Source organism: Rhizobium viscosum, assembly GCF_014873945.1.
Lineage (GTDB): Bacteria > Pseudomonadota > Alphaproteobacteria > Rhizobiales > Rhizobiaceae > Rhizobium > Rhizobium viscosum.
Genome location: NZ_JADBEC010000002.1, coordinates 1,016,070 through 1,030,719, shown reverse-complemented (window position 1 = coordinate 1,030,719; position 14,650 = coordinate 1,016,070). Strand labels below are relative to the sequence as shown.

Below are 14,650 nucleotides of genomic sequence, written 5' to 3'. Positions count from 1 at the left end.
GGGGAAAAGTATTTTAACTTTGAGCGCTCGAGACTGGCTGCCGGTCGGTCAAGGACTCGGGCCGAACCAAGAAGTAAACACCCAGGCCCATCGTGAGTGCGCTGACGAACAGGAGGTAAACCACATGCGAAAGCGACCAGATCGTTAGGAATGTGGCGAGCGTTACCGGTGTCAGGCCACCAAAAAATGCGTAGGAAATATTGTAGGAGAAAGATACGCCCGAAAAACGCACCGATGGCGGAAAGCATGAGACCATGACAACGGCTGCTCCAACGGCGCTAAGCCCCGAAAAGCCGATGATGGCGCTCGAAAGAAAGACCTCGGCTGGGGCCGACGTAGAAATATTGTAGAAAGCAAAGCCGCCGATGGCCAAAAAAAGGCCTCCGACCATGAAAAATCGTGCTGCGCCAATCCGATCGAAAAGCAGTCCGCCTGAAACCACCCCGACCACAAGGGACATCGCGCTGATGGTGGTCGCGATCAGTGCAGCTTGATGGTCGACATGGTGAGATCCTTCCAGGATCGTTGGAACCATCAGCGTCAGCATCACGACACTTGCCGACAGGATCCAGGTGCAAAGTACAGAAATAACAATGCTCCGCCGATAGGTTTTCACCACCACGGCCAAAGGCAATTCGGGAACGAGTTGTTTTTTTGCTCTCAGAGCCACAAATGCCGGCGTTTCATGCAACATGCGGCGAAGCTGCATCCCGATGAGGCCGAAGATACCACCGAGAATGAAAGGTAGGCGCCATCCGTAACTCAACATGTCGGCAGGCGGCAGAACCATCGTCGTCAGTGCCGTAAGGGATGCGCCCAGGAAAATACCAACACCAAGCCCGGCGCACACCAGGCCGCATGCAAAGCCCACACGTCGGGAGGAAACGTGTTCGGCCGCAAATGTCCAGGCGCCGGGCACTTCCCCGCCGATCGCTATACCCTGGAATATGCGCAGGACGACCAGCAATATGGGTGCGGCAATCCCGGCGCTCTGATAGGTCGGCAAAAGCCCGACCGCGAGCGTTGCGCCGGCCATCAACAGAATTGAGAATGCAAAGACGCGCTTGCGGCCAAACATGTCGCCGAAATGGGCAAGCACTATTCCTCCGAGCGGCCGGAAAATATAGCCGGACGCGAATATGCCGTAGGTTTGTATCATCGCCAGCCATGGTGGCATATCAGGCGGAAAGAAAAGCACGCTGATCGCCTCGGCAAGAAAAACGAAAATGACAAAGTCATAGAATTCCAGAGCGCCGCCAGCGGACGCAAGACAAAGCATCCGCAACACGTCTCGCCGCCTCGAGGGACCGGTCGAATGCCAATTCGATTGCATGTCGGCTTCGGTTTGTTCTGAACGGGTCAATTTCGATGCGACGCCAACTGGGCCTTGATAGAGCGTATAGGCTCCTAACGTCGATGGTACCTGCGGAGAAAGTGAAATACGGTTACAGATGAAAGAACCGCACCATACGACTGCCAATTCCCCTTGAGTGTGTGCCGAACGTCGCAGTTGGCTACAGATGAAATACCAAGGCAGGTTTTTGAAGCGACGGCGCAACATTTCATCCTAACCTAGGCGTATCGCAAAGTGGCCATTCTGGCCGCGCGACAGTGGGAACCCAGTCATGAAGATTCTGATCGTCGGGGCCGGTATTGCCGGACTGGCTACGGCAAGAGCGCTTGAGTTGAAAGGATTTGAGGTCGACATCGTCGAGCGGCGCAGTATCTCCCCAACGACCGGTCAGGGAATCTTTCTTTTGGGCAATGCATCACGCGCCCTGGCAATGCTTGGGGTATTGGGGGACGTCTTTGATGTCGCCTTTCCGATCGACGCACAGAGAATTTTGACGTCACGCGGTGTCGTCATCAATGATGTTGCCACCCAGACGGTCTGGGGTGACTGCGGTCCCTGCCTCGCATTGCCTCGGCACAAGCTAATCGATGCGCTCCAGGCGTCGATGACCACGACGAAAGTGTCCTACGGCATCTCTGTCACAGCGGTCCGGTTGCGGGATGGCATCAGAGAAGTGCACTTCAGCGATGGCAGCGTCGACGAATACGACCTCGTCATTGGCGCCGACGGCATTCGTTCGGCTGTGCGAGAGTTCGGTTTTGGCGGGAGGACACCGCGCGCCCTCAACATGTCGTGCTGGCGTTTGGTGGTCGAAAACCACAATCAGGTGGACGCCTGGACGGCTATGCTGGGAAAAGGACATACGCTCCTTGCAATACCTCTGAGCCGCTCCGAGCTCTATGTCTATGCCGACTGTCCGGTAGCACAGTTCGGCGATGGATCGATTGGTGTTCTCCAGGCACGCTTTGCCGACTTTGGCGATCCGTTGGGGCCGATCATTGCTGCTCTTGACGATAAGGTCATCGCCCACACCGCAAGGCTTGAAGAGATCCCAGCCGGTCGTTTCATTGACCATGGGCTTGTGCTGGTCGGCGACGCTGCGCATGCCTGTTCGCCAAGCATGGCTCAAGGCGCGGCCATGGCACTTGAGGATGCCATTGTACTTGCTGCCTGCCTCGCTCAGAATGGTCAAATCGAGCAAGCCCTGGAGGAGTTCTACAAGCGGCGGAAGGGGCGTGTCGAATGGGTCCAGCAGCAATGTCATGCGCGCGACAAGCTGAGAGGCGCTGCAGACATTGTCCGAAATCTGGTGCTTCGTAACTTCGGAGACGCACTCTACGCGCGGTCCTACCGGCGCCTGGCACAGAGCCTTTAGATCGATCGCCCGACAGCGGCTCCGCAAAAGCCGTGAGGGGTATTTTGTCGTCGGCCGTGTCGCACTGCGCAGCGTCGCCTTTCTGGCCGACGCTCCAGCAACTGGAGCGTCGAAAGACGCGACCGCGATCATCAAACATATATGGCAGGTCACAATGGAGTGAACCGATCCTCGGGATCTGCAGTAACGCCGCCACGAGCCGTGCCCTTATCGCGCCCGGAACAACATTGCTTGCGCCCATCGCCATCAATGCATGATGAGGGCGGATTTCATGGCGCGACCCCAACATTCAAACCGACGAAAACACGCGTCGCAGGGGGCCTAACAGTCCACAGGTGGCGCTATCACCAATTCTGCGATCAGGCCGCCGTCCGGCCTGTTTCGCAGATTGAGGCTCGCTCCGAATGTCGCGGCAAGCTGTTGAGCGATCGCCAGACCGAGACCACTACCGGGAATTCCCTCGCTGGCAATCTGGCCGCCCCGCACGAAGGGTTTCTTTACAGCCTCCAGCAGTTCGTCGGCGATCCCCGGCCCCCGGTCCATTACGGCAATTATGATCTCATCGCCATGTGAACGGATGGCGCTGACCTCGGCGGCTCCCGCGAATTTTAGCGCGTTATCAATGAAGTTCGACAGGCTGCGTTTCAAGGCCCGCGGCTTGGTTACGATCGGGCCGGTAACGGAATTGGCGATGGAGACAGTCCGGCCAGTGTCCTGATAATCAAGGACGAGGCATTCGATGAATGATCGGAAATCGACAAGTGCAAAGCCCTCTTCATTCGCATGCGCATTCCTGGCATAGGCGATGCCTTCGCGGACCAGCCGCTCAGTCTCATCCAGATCCCTCAGGAGCTTTTCCTTTTCCGGAAAATCGCTTGCCAGTTCAGCGCGCAGTCGCATCCGGGTAATCGGGGTCTGCATATCGTGGGAGAATGCCGAGAGAACCTGTATGCGCTCGTCTAACTGTTGCGAAATTCGGTGTCGCATGGCGTTGAAGGCTTTCGCCACCGCGGCAACCTCAATAGGCCCGCCCTCTTTCAACGGTTCGCCCGGCCGATTTGGATCGAGCGCCTCCACTGCCGCAGTGATCTGGGTCAGCGGTCGGATCGACTTTCTGACGGCGTAGGCGAACATGCCTGCAGACACCAGCAGGAAGACAACATGACTTCCAATCATTGCCATCGCCGGTGCCATGGTCTGGCGTCCGGTCTCACCGACGATGGGGATCTTTAGAGGGGGCAAGATCTCGGGCAAAAGGGGCGAACCAGCATCTGAGCCGCTGCTCTCCAGCATCTCCCGCCCATCAGCCCTTACCTCTTCCCGTATGACCTGTAGCGGCGTCTGCCGATCATCGAGCGTTGCAAGTTCAGTCGGCGCGGCAAACCCTTGTTGCCCGGCTTCGTCAGGCTGGGCTGGGTGCAACACCTCGTTGTAGAGGCCGACGGCCAGACCGCCATGAGCAAAAACGAGACCGACGGACAGGATGATCAGCAGCCGCCCGCGCAAGGTTCTTGGCGGTACGCGCCCTGCGGCGTCGATGGAAATCTTGGTCGGAGAAGAACGAAATCGTTTGGTCATCGGTTTCTCCTCAATGCACTTGCTGACAAAAAGGACGGGAGGCTTGCCCGTCCTCCGACGTGGAAGCCGAGGCCAAGTCATGGGAAGAAGTGCTGCTGCAAAACCGCAGCATCGTTTCAGATCTCTGGAAATATGTTTCGTCTGTAATGAAGTACGCCGCAGAATTCTTGCGGCAGCAAAGTATCGGTCCGTCGACAATCAACCCGTTGCGACAACCTAGACCAAAGTCTAGTGGCAAGTGAATTGCCGTCTAGTGTCGATCCCTGGTGCGAGGCCCTACCTCAAATATGTCTTCACACCGGAGCGCCAAGCACTTTCGAAGCGACCGACGAGAAGACCTATCGTAACCCCCTACGGAGATTTTCCGATGAACCGCGTTCTTAACCTCGCCGCCGTTGTCCTCGTTTCCTCGTTCGGCTTCGCAAATGTCAGCCACGCAGAGAGCCTTGACATGAATTCCCCGGGCGCCCTCGAAACGACCCTTCGCTCCTTCTCGTCCGATTTCGACGTCCACGTGCTCGGCAACTGGGACCAGTCGCCCGAGCACACCACACGTGGGGCTTCCGTTTCGGATCGCTCGGAGGATGCCATTCAGGGAATTCAGGCCGCCATTGAAGCCAACAGACCGCTTGTCGCAAGGCTTGAAAAGGATGGCGTGAAGGTCTCCAATATCGTCGACGCGGAACAGGCTGCGGACGGCGGCATGGTGTTCTACTCTCGCTAATTGCCTGTGCGGCGGGTGTTGCCGAAGCATGGCGGCGCCCGCCGCGGCAAGACATGATGAGATGGGCTGGATTTCGAGCCGCAGTCGTGAACCGACAGCCACTCAAATTCTCCAAAAGTAGCGGGCGTGGCAAGCATGGTTGATCGCGCCTGAAAACGATCCGGCGGGCCTGTGGCGAGCCGAAACGTGAGGAGGGAAGGGGCTGATCAGCATGACGTCGAGAAAGATTCGAGATCGATGCGGATCATCGCGATTTCGTGATCGCGGCCCTGGTGATAAACGCATGCGTCGCCGTTGTCGACGCGGGTTGGCGCACCATCTGCCTCATCCGAAGACATCAGCACCGGAAGGACGACGATGGCAGACAGGGAAGACCGTATCAGGCAGCGCGCCTATGAGATCTGGGAACGGGAAGGCCGACCGCAGGGCGAGGATATGAGGCACTGGCTTCAGGCATTTCAGGAGATTAGCGCGAGCTTAGACGCAGACAGTCAGCCGGCCAAGAAGCCACGCGCGAAGAAGACAGCGGCCACCGACAAGGCGGCAAAGCCAAAGGTCGCAAGTAAATCCAAAGGCGGCGCCCAGAGCGTTCCGACGACAACCCCACCGCCGAAAGCTGCCAAGCCCGCCGCCGGCGTCACCAAACACTGACGGGTTTTGCCGTGCGCCGCCATGCAGCCGCCAGACATAAACTTCTAAACGAGAAGGGCGCCTCATGGGCGCCCTTCAATCGTCTGTCACTTTTATAGCAAGTGTCACAGCTCAGAGCGGCCTGACATTTTCCGCCTTCGCCTTGCCGGTCATGAGAGTGAGCTCTCATTTTGCGCGGCGAGTCCCCCAATTTCGCGTTTGGGTATGCCGCTGGGGGCCTGGTGGTCACCAGATTCCAGCTCCCATCTTTCTTAGGGCGCGCCTTTGCTCCCACGGCGAGCACATGGACGGTTTTCCCAGATTTTTCATGGCTTTCGCAGTTTGTGTGCTATATAAAACCCGATTTTTGGATACAAAACAAAATACTTGATAAAAAAAATTTCTCAGAATAGCTTCTTCAAAAATCAAATTCAATAAACGAGGAACATCAATGCGGGCCAAAGCGACCCTGAATAGGGAATTCACCATCTCGACCGTCGATAAGCGCGTCTACGGCTCCTTCCTGGAGCATATGGGCCGCGCTGTTTACACCGGAATTTATGAGCCGGGTCACGAAAAAGCTGATAAGGACGGGTTCCGTACCGACGTTCTTGATATGGTGCGTGATCTCGATATGCCGATCGTCCGTTATCCGGGCGGCAATTTTGTTTCGGCCTATCATTGGGAAGACGGCATCGGCCCGCGCGATCAGCGCCCGACGCGTCTCGATCTTGCCTGGCGGACCCGCGAGACCAACCAGATGGGCGTCAACGAATTCGCCGATTGGTCGAAGCTTGCGAAGACCGAGATGATGCTCGCCATGAACCTCGGTTCGCGCGGCCTGAACGACGCCCGCAATTTCCTGGAATATTGCAACCATCCGGGCGGCACCTACTGGAGCGATTTGCGCGCCAAACACGGATACAAAGACCCGCACAATGTCCGCATCTGGTGCCTCGGCAACGAGATGGACGGCCCCTGGCAGGTCGGTCACAAGACCGCAACGGAATATGGTCTGCTTGCCAATGAAGTCAGCAAGGCCTTCAAATATTTCGACAAGACTCTCGAAACCGTGGTCTGCGGCTCGTCGAACGACAAGATGAAGACCTATCCGGAATGGGAGGCGCAGGTTCTCGACGCGAGCTACGACAGCGTCGATTACATCTCGCTGCACAAATATTTCGGCAACGAGGAAAACGACACGCTGAATTACTATGCCAAGGCGATCGAGCTCGATCGCTACATTGTCACGATCGGCGGCGTCATCGATTACATTAAGGCGAAGAAGCGCTCCAAGCGTGACGTGAAGATCTGCTTCGACGAATGGAACGTCTGGTATCACGACCGCAAGGAAGACGATCAGCGCTACAAGAACTGGGACTGGCCGGAAGCGCCGCCGCTGCTCGAAGAGCTCTATAATCTCGAGGATGCGATCTTCGTCGCTTCGCTGATCAATGTCTTCATCCGCCGCTCCGACCGCGTCAAGATCGCCTGCATGGCGCAGCTCGTCAACGTCATCGCCCCGATCCTGACCAAGGCCGGAGGCCCGGCCTGGCGCCAGTCGATCTACTATCCGCTGCAGTTCGCGTCGAAATATGGACGCGGCACGGCCCTGACGGTTTCGGCCTCCGGTCCGACCTATGATTGCGATGTGGCGCAGGACGTTCCCTATCTCGATCTTTCAGCCGTGCTGCAGGAGGATGGCAAGAGCATCGCGCTCTTTGCGATCAACCGCAGCCTCGATGAAGCGATGGATCTCGATGTCGCCCTGCAGGGCTTCAAGGGCGCGAAGATCGTTCAGCATCACACGATGGCGGGCGAGGACCTGAAGGCGCGCAACTCCGTCGAGGATCAGAACCGCATCGTGCCGACGGCAGGATCCGGCCTTGAGGTCACCGACGAGGGCAGGCTCACCGGATCACTGCCGGCGAAGTCCTATCATTTCATCCTGCTGTCAGTCGCTTCGGCGTGAACTGATCGTCATCGGGGCAGCGGAGGAGGCTGCCCCGCCTGGAGTGCCTATCGGGAGGATATATGTCTGGAATAAAACTGACTGACGTCAGGAAGTCGTTCGGGTCCTTTTCGGTCATCCACGGCGTCGATATCGAGATCAACCAGGGTGAGTTTGCCGTTTTCGTCGGCCCTTCCGGCTGCGGAAAATCGACGCTGTTGAGGATGATTGCGGGGCTCGAGGAAACGAGCGGCGGGCAGATCAGCATCGAGAATGAAGATGTCACGCACAGGGAAGCATCGAAGCGCGGCGTTGCCATGGTCTTCCAGTCGTACGCGCTCTATCCGCATCTTTCTGTCTTCGAAAACATGGCCTTCAGCCTGTCCATCGCCAAGCGTCCGAAGGCCGAGATCCAAGAGAAGGTGAAGGCTGCCGCCGATATCCTTCGCCTTGGCGACTATCTCCAGCACAAGCCGAGCCAGCTTTCCGGCGGCCAGCGTCAGCGCGTGGCGATCGGCCGCGCCATTGTACGTGAACCGCGTGTCTTCCTGTTCGATGAGCCGCTGTCCAATCTCGATGCCGAATTGCGCGTGAAAATGCGCATGGAGATCGCCCGCCTGCACCGGCAGATCGGAGCGACGATGGTCTACGTCACCCATGACCAGGTCGAGGCGATGACGCTTGCCGACAAGATTGTCGTCTTGAAGGAGGGCATCGTCCAGCAGGTCGGCGCACCCCTGGAGCTCTATCGCGATCCGCAGAAGATGTTCGTCGCCGGCTTCATCGGATCTCCGGGCATGAACTTCCTGAAGGGCAAGGTCATCGGCGCCGGACAGGGCTCTGCCCGCGTTGAGCTCGATGACGCGCCGGGCCAGGCTTTCGAGCTGTCGACGCGCACGCCGGTCGCCGAGGGCGCGACCATCAATATCGGCGTCCGGCCCGAGCATATCGGGCTCAGCAACGGGGGAGCCGGCCTGACGCTGCCCGTCACTGCCGAGTTTACCGAGGAGCTCGGCGGCACCGGATATCTTCACGTGCTGACCGCAACCAATGCGGAGATGACGGTCGAGTGCCGCGAAAGCAGGCCTCAGCCGAAGGAGAAGATCAGCCTCTCTCTGAGAGTGCCTGAGATGCTGGCTTTCGATGCCGAAGGCAGAAGGATCAGCTGATTGAACGGGTCCGGGGCTTGAGATCCGGAGACCGGAAAGGAATGCAGGAGATCTGATCGCGCGCCTTTGGAGGAGGCTCGCGGCAAAAGTCATCTCGTGACGCGGGATGATCCCAACCCATGTTTTAGAGGAGGAACAAACGTGAGAAAGCTCTTAAAACTTGCCGTTTCGGCGGCTATAGCATTGCTGCCTTCTGCGGCTGCGTTCGCGCAGACAGACATTACCTGGTGGGATTTCTTGAGCGGCGGCGACGGCGTGCGCATGAAGGCGCTCATCAAGGAATTCAACGACACCCATCCTGACATCAAGATCAACGCCACGACGCTCGAATGGGGCGTGCCCTTCTACACCAAGGTGCAAACGTCAGCTGCCGTCGGCCAGCAGCCCGACATCATGACCTATCATATGTCGCGTTATCCGCTCGCCGTGCCGACCGGCATCCTGCGTCCCTTCACGGATGAGGAACTGGCTTCCGCCGGCATCAAGAAGGAAAACTATGTCGATGCAGCCTGGAAGCAGGCGACCTTCGACAACAAGGTCTACGGCATTCCCTTCGATGTCCATTCCATCGTTCTCTACTACAACAAGACTATCCTGAAGGAAGCCGGCCTGCTCGGCGACGATGGTCTGCCGAAGGGGCTCGACGGTCTCGACAATTTCAATGCTGCGCTCGACAAGATCAAGGCGACGGGCAAGGTGGAATATCCGCTGTCGCTGCACACGGATGAAGGCGGCTCCATGTGGCGCGTCTTCTATACGCTGCTCTCTCAGCAGGGGGCCAAGTTCATCGACGGCGACCAGATCCTGCCGGGGGATGCCGGCGTAAAGGCGCTGAAGACCATGGCGAACTGGGTTTCCTCAGGCTATTCGCCGAAGCTGATTTCCTATGAGGCCTCGATTGCGCTCTTCACCTCGGGCAAGGCTGCGATGCATGTCAACGGCGTCTGGGAGGTGCCGACGATGACCGACCTCGCCAAGAAGGGTGAGCTCGGCTTCGAATGGGGGGCCATCGAAATCCCGAACCTGTTGGGCGCGCAGGCCACCTGGGCGGACTCGCATTCCTTCGCCGTTCCAAACAGCGAGAGCAAGCCGATCACGCCCGAAAAGCTGAAGGCCGTGCTGCAGGTCATCGCCTGGATGAACGAGCACTCCATTTCCTGGGCAAGTGCCGGCCACATCCCTGCTTACAAACCGGTGACGGACAGCAAGGAATTCAAGGAAATGCAGCCGAATGCCACCTACGCGAAGCTTGCCGATACCGCTGTCTTCGACCCGGTCTCCAAGCTCGCAGGTGTTGCCGGCCCGATCTACGAGGCAACCCAGAACTTCGTTGTTCCGGCGCTCAATGGCCAGCTCGATCCGGAAGATGCGATCGATCAGATGCGCGAAGAGCTGCAGAGCCAGCAATAAGAAGATGCTGGCCGGAGCCCGCCTCCGGCCGGCCCTTCGTCCAGGGAGATGATCTGTGGTCAATACTGAAAAGCGACGCAAGACGCTGACGGCGATCGTCATGATCGCGCCGTTCCTGATCGCCTATGCGACCGTCTTTGCCTATCCGGTCTACAAAATGTTTGCCTTGAGCTTTACCGACGCCCCGCTCGTCGGCGAGGGTCAATGGGTGGGCTTTGACAATTATATCAGGCTTTTCCACCAGAAGCTCTTCTACACCTCGGTCTGGAACACAGGCTATTTCGTCGTGCTGACGGTCATCCCGAATACACTGATCGGACTTGGGCTTGCGCTGATGGTCGTACGCCTGAAAGGCTGGATGCAGAGCCTGATACTCGTGCTCTTCTTCATCCCCTATATTCTTCCGGTCTCCGTTGTCACCCAGATCTGGAAATGGGTGCTCGACCAGCAATTCGGGATCGCGCAATTCATCATCGAAGCCTTCACCGGCGGACGGGTCAGTGTCTTCCGTGATCCGATCTGGGCGATGCCGATGGTGGCGCTCGTGACCGTCTGGTGGACCAACGGCTTCAACCTGCTGCTCTTCATCGCCGGCCTGCGCAACATTCCCCACGATTATTACGAGGCGGCGATGCTCGATGGCGCGACGCGATGGCAATGCTTCAAGCGCATCACCTGGCCGCTGATCTGGCCGGTGACCGCGCTGGTGCTGACATTGCAGCTCATCCTGCAGCTCAAGATCTTCGACCAGGTCTATCTCTTGACCGAGGGCGGACCGTTCAATTCCACCTATGTGCTCTTGCAGCTTGTCTATCGCGAAGCTTTCCGGTCGAACCATGGCGGTCTTGGCTCGGCAGTCGCGGTGATCCTGTTTGTCATTATTGTCGTCGTTTCGGTGCTGCAATATCAGCTCCTGCGCGTGAGGGAGCGCTGAGATGCCCGGCAAGACAATCGGCAACGCGCTGCTTCTGATCCTCACGCTAGTGATCGCCTGCACCTGGGCTTTCCCGATCTATTGGGCGATCGTGACATCCATCAAGCCGGAACAGGACGTGGTCAACAAGACGACCCTTTTCCCTGACGTCTTCAATTTCTCGGCCTACTACTACGCGCTCTTCGAGACGAAGCTTTCGACCTGGTATTTGAACTCCATCGTCACCTCGGTGACGGTGACCGTTGTCGTCATCCTGATCAGCGTCATGTGCGCCTATGCGCTGTCGCAGATCGTCTTTCCCGGCCGCAAGCTTCTTTACGGCATCATTCTGGCAAGCTTCATGGTGCCCTCGCAGGCGCTGGTGATTTCGCAGTTCGTGCTGATGCACAAGCTGAATCTCATCAATACCTGGGGCGGCATCATCCTGCCGCAGCTGATCGTGCCCGTGGTCGTCATCGTCTACAAGCAGTTCTTCGATTCCGTGCCGAAGGAACTGCGCGAGGCGGCCAAACTCGATGGCTGCGGCGAATTCCAGATCCTGTTCAAGCTCTATCTGCCGCTGAACTGGGGGATTACCACAGCACTGGCCATCATCACCTATATCATGGCGTGGAACGCCTTTCTCTGGCCGTTCCTCGTGACCAACTCCGACGACATGATGACGATCACGGTCGGCATTACCCAGACGAGAGATGCCTTCGGCGTCAAATATGCACGCGATATGGCGGTTGCCATTCTGGCTGCCATGCCGGTCGCCGTCGCCTATCTCTTGTTCCAGAAACGCGTAACGCAGGCCCTGATGCTGTCATCCGGCATCAAAGGATAAGTGCATGAGAGTTGCTTCCGGGCCGAGGTGAGAAGGCCCTGCCGGTCCGCGAGAGCTCTCCCGAGGCGCGGACCGGCGCCCACGAAAAAGAGCGGCGACATCGGACATGACGCCGTGATATCAGCTGAAACCAGCAAGAAAGACTGGAGAACCAGTATCAAGGTATGGAGACGAAACTTCTAACCGTCGATCCGATGCGGGACGTTGACGTCGTCCAGGCTCTTGGCTCTCCGACGCGTATCGAAATCCTCAACCTGCTGCGCCAGAAGGGGCCGCTGAATGTCAACGACATTGCGGCGCAGATGCGCTTGCCGCAATCGACGACGGCAACCAATCTGAAGTCGCTCGAGCAGGCGGGCCTCATCCAGACCCAGACGATGAAGGCAACGAAGGGAAATCAGAAGGTCTGTTCCAGCATCTACGATGAAATCCTGATCCGCTTCGATACCAACGGTACCAAGGCGAGCGAGGATGTGGTGACCGTCAGCATGCCGATCGGTCTCTTCACCGAATTCGACGTGGGGGCGCCTTGCGGCCTCTGTTCGGTCAACAACGTCATCGGCATGCTCGACGTGCAGGAGGTCTTCCTCGATCCGCAGCGCATGCAGGCGGCTTTGCTCTGGTTTACGCGCGGTTATGTCGAATACAAGTTTCCCAACAACGCCAAGGTCTCAGGCAAGAAGATCCGCAAGGTGGAATTCTCGGCCGAACTGAGCTCCGAGACGCCGGCCACGAATGCCAACTGGCCTTCCGACATTTCGATCTGGGTCAACGGCATCAAGGCCGGGCACTGGACCTCGCCCGGCGATTTCGGCGACCGCCGCGGCATGTATTCGCCCTCCTGGTGGAAGCTGTCCGGCTCGCAGTATGGCAAGCTCAAGACGTGGACGATCGACGAGACCGGCACCTGGATCGATGGCGCGATGGTTTCGACCCAGACCATCGCCTCGCTGCGCATACCCGATCACCACTCGATCCGCTTTCGCATCGGCATCGACGAAAAGGCCGACAATCCAGGCGGTATGAACCTCTTCGGCAAGGGGTTTGGTGATTTCGACCAGGATCTGGTCATGTCGATCTATTTCTGACGGACGACGAGTGCACGACGATTGCCGCAACTGTTTGCGGCGCAATTGACAGCCTGTCTACGCTCTCGATGGCTATCCTTAATCTCTTTTAACCAACCATACACTTTATTCGTGAACGCGATGCAGGTTATCTCGACGCGATACTACTCCCGAAAGGGACGGGAAAATCCGCCAGGGCTCGCGCAGCGGCTCTCGGTGGTCCGTCAGCTAAAAGAGGACATAAATTGAGCATTTCAAGCGACAGAATTGCCTGGGAAGAAGTGATCGAGGCCAAGGCTTTCGTTGATATGGCGAGGATCTCGCCCCAACCCTTTAAAGACAGCGTCGAGTTTACCTGCATGCCGGTGGGCAAGGGCTGCGCCATTTCGCTGCCCATGGCTCCTGCCGTCGGGCTCAATCGCATTCTTGCTTTGAATGATCGAGACGAACTCAATCTCGCATTCGAATGGATGAAGACCAAGACAGGCCGGCGGCATGTCCAGATCCGCGAAACCTCTGCCTCCCATGAGCTGCGTGGCTGGATACTGGATCAGGGACTGGTCGAAAACGGTGCCTGGATGAAACTCACGCGGCCTGTCCCATCCGCTCCGCTTGCAATGGAAGGACCTGTGCGGACGCGCTTGGCCGGTTTCGATGATGCGCCGATTTTCGGCAGGCTGACGTGCGCAGGCTTTGGTTTCCCGACGGAGCTTGAGCCGTTGTGGTCATGCCTGGTCGGCAAGAAAGGCTGGGCCTGCTTCATTGCGGAATTGGAGGGAATGGCGATCGGAACCGGGGCGATGTTCATGGAGGACGGATACGCCTGGCTGGGAGGCGGAACGACACTTGCCGAGTACCGGAACCGCGGCGCGCAAAAGGCGCTGATCAATGCTCGATTGAACGAGGGTCTCGCGCAGGGCGTTTCTCATTTTGCCGTGGAGACGGCCGAGCCTCAGGAAGGTCAGCCGAATATCTCCTACGCCAACCTGACGAAGGCAGGCTTCACGCCATCCTATATCCGCCAGAACTATCTCCTGCCGAATTAAGCCCTACCCATCGGTGCGGATTGCCGCACCGATGCCATATCCCTTGGCTAGATCGAATCAGGCTCTCGAAGCGGCCGCATCGGAGAAGGAAACGAGATGCAGTTGAACGGCGAATTGAACCCGAACGATCCCGAATTCTTTGAACTTCTCACCGGGAGCTTCCGGCGCCTTGTCGGCCGAGACCTTCTCCCCAGGGATCGGGGGCCCGAGTGGCTCTACGGCGATGCTTCTTTTGTAGTCCTTGCACATAATACGGCACCCAATCCCGTCTTTGTCTATGCCAATGGTGCAGCACAGAGGCGGTTCGGGTACAGCTGGAGCGAGTTCGTAAAGCTGCAATCCCGATTGTCCGCTGGCCCAAGCGAGCGGTCTGAGCGTCAGGCGTTGCTGGATGCGGTTGCACGAAACGGGTTTATGACGGGTTATCGCGGTTTGCGGGTCACGAAGTCGGGGAGCCGGTTCTGGATGGAAGACGGAATAGTCTGGCAGCTGCGGAACGCAGAAGGACAGGATTTCGGCCAGGCGGCGACGTTCTCCCAGTGGGCCGAAGTAGGGCCATCCTAAACCATCAACGGTGCTTGGCGGG

The 14,650-nt window shown here is 57.9% G+C and carries 13 protein-coding genes; 11 read left to right on the top strand and 2 right to left on the bottom strand.

Annotated features, from left to right (window positions below; translation table 11 throughout):
* Positions 1-13: 13 nt before the first annotated feature.
* A complete protein-coding gene (locus H4W29_RS25595; protein ID WP_246517458.1) occupies positions 14-1,561 on the bottom strand; it encodes an MFS transporter in 1,548 nt (515 codons plus the stop codon).
* A 64-nt stretch (positions 1,562-1,625) separates the two neighbouring features.
* Here H4W29_RS25595 and H4W29_RS25590 point away from each other — a divergent pair, with 64 nt between their 5' ends.
* Complete coding sequence (locus H4W29_RS25590; protein ID WP_192731644.1) at positions 1,626-2,729, top strand: FAD-dependent oxidoreductase; 1,104 nt, start codon at positions 1,626-1,628, stop codon at positions 2,727-2,729.
* A 321-nt stretch (positions 2,730-3,050) separates the two neighbouring features.
* Here the strand turns inward: H4W29_RS25590 and H4W29_RS25585 are convergent, their stop codons facing one another.
* Positions 3,051-4,505 (bottom strand): ATP-binding protein, encoded by a 1,455-nt coding sequence (locus H4W29_RS25585; protein ID WP_246517456.1) that lies wholly within the window; start codon positions 4,503-4,505, stop codon positions 3,051-3,053.
* 169 nt (positions 4,506-4,674) lie between these two features.
* Here H4W29_RS25585 and H4W29_RS25580 point away from each other — a divergent pair, with 169 nt between their 5' ends.
* The 10 genes from H4W29_RS25580 to H4W29_RS25535 all read left to right on the top strand — a co-directional run bounded on the left by H4W29_RS25580 (position 4,675) and on the right by H4W29_RS25535 (position 14,628).
* Entirely contained in the window at positions 4,675-5,031 is a 357-nt protein-coding gene (locus tag H4W29_RS25580; RefSeq protein WP_192731643.1) for a hypothetical protein, read from the top strand.
* Positions 5,032-5,388: 357 nt separating this feature from the next.
* Positions 5,389-5,682, top strand: a complete 294-nt coding sequence (locus H4W29_RS25575; protein ID WP_192731642.1) for a DUF2934 domain-containing protein — start codon at positions 5,389-5,391, stop codon at positions 5,680-5,682.
* A gap of 430 nt (positions 5,683-6,112) precedes the next feature.
* Entirely contained in the window at positions 6,113-7,633 is a 1,521-nt protein-coding gene (arfA, locus tag H4W29_RS25570; protein ID WP_192731641.1) for an arabinosylfuranosidase ArfA, read from the top strand.
* A gap of 62 nt (positions 7,634-7,695) precedes the next feature.
* Positions 7,696-8,781, top strand: coding sequence for an ABC transporter ATP-binding protein (locus tag H4W29_RS25565; protein ID WP_192731640.1), 1,086 nt, complete (start codon positions 7,696-7,698; stop codon positions 8,779-8,781).
* Between the two features lie 141 nt (positions 8,782-8,922).
* Positions 8,923-10,191, top strand: coding sequence for an ABC transporter substrate-binding protein (locus H4W29_RS25560; RefSeq protein ID WP_192731639.1), 1,269 nt, complete (start codon positions 8,923-8,925; stop codon positions 10,189-10,191).
* A gap of 100 nt (positions 10,192-10,291) precedes the next feature.
* Complete coding sequence (locus H4W29_RS25555) at positions 10,292-11,125, top strand: carbohydrate ABC transporter permease (RefSeq protein ID WP_192732788.1); 834 nt, start codon at positions 10,292-10,294, stop codon at positions 11,123-11,125.
* Between the two features lies 1 nt (position 11,126).
* Entirely contained in the window at positions 11,127-11,951 is an 825-nt protein-coding gene (locus H4W29_RS25550) for a carbohydrate ABC transporter permease (RefSeq protein ID WP_192731638.1), read from the top strand.
* 164 nt (positions 11,952-12,115) lie between these two features.
* Positions 12,116-13,039 carry an ArsR/SmtB family transcription factor gene (locus tag H4W29_RS25545; protein WP_113321106.1) on the top strand — a complete coding sequence of 308 codons (924 nt, stop codon included), beginning with the start codon at positions 12,116-12,118 and terminating at the stop codon, positions 13,037-13,039.
* Between the two features lie 224 nt (positions 13,040-13,263).
* Entirely contained in the window at positions 13,264-14,064 is an 801-nt protein-coding gene (locus tag H4W29_RS25540; protein WP_192731637.1) for a GNAT family N-acetyltransferase, read from the top strand.
* A gap of 96 nt (positions 14,065-14,160) precedes the next feature.
* A complete protein-coding gene (locus H4W29_RS25535) occupies positions 14,161-14,628 on the top strand; it encodes an MEKHLA domain-containing protein (protein ID WP_192731636.1) in 468 nt (155 codons plus the stop codon).
* The last annotated feature ends 22 nt before the right edge of the window (positions 14,629-14,650 follow it).

Coding starts and splice junctions, on each gene's coding strand:
- H4W29_RS25595 (WP_246517458.1), bottom strand. CDS start 1,561: ATGTTGCGCCGTCGCTTCAAAAACCTGCCTTGGTATTTCATCTGTAGC.
- H4W29_RS25590 (WP_192731644.1), top strand. CDS start 1,626: ATGAAGATTCTGATCGTCGGGGCCGGTATTGCCGGACTGGCTACGGCA.
- H4W29_RS25580 (WP_192731643.1), top strand. CDS start 4,675: ATGAACCGCGTTCTTAACCTCGCCGCCGTTGTCCTCGTTTCCTCGTTC.
- H4W29_RS25575 (WP_192731642.1), top strand. CDS start 5,389: ATGGCAGACAGGGAAGACCGTATCAGGCAGCGCGCCTATGAGATCTGG.
- arfA (WP_192731641.1), top strand. CDS start 6,113: ATGCGGGCCAAAGCGACCCTGAATAGGGAATTCACCATCTCGACCGTC.
- H4W29_RS25565 (WP_192731640.1), top strand. CDS start 7,696: ATGTCTGGAATAAAACTGACTGACGTCAGGAAGTCGTTCGGGTCCTTT.
- H4W29_RS25555 (WP_192732788.1), top strand. CDS start 10,292: ATGATCGCGCCGTTCCTGATCGCCTATGCGACCGTCTTTGCCTATCCG.
- H4W29_RS25550 (WP_192731638.1), top strand. CDS start 11,127: ATGCCCGGCAAGACAATCGGCAACGCGCTGCTTCTGATCCTCACGCTA.
- H4W29_RS25545 (WP_113321106.1), top strand. CDS start 12,116: ATGGAGACGAAACTTCTAACCGTCGATCCGATGCGGGACGTTGACGTC.
- H4W29_RS25535 (WP_192731636.1), top strand. CDS start 14,161: ATGCAGTTGAACGGCGAATTGAACCCGAACGATCCCGAATTCTTTGAA.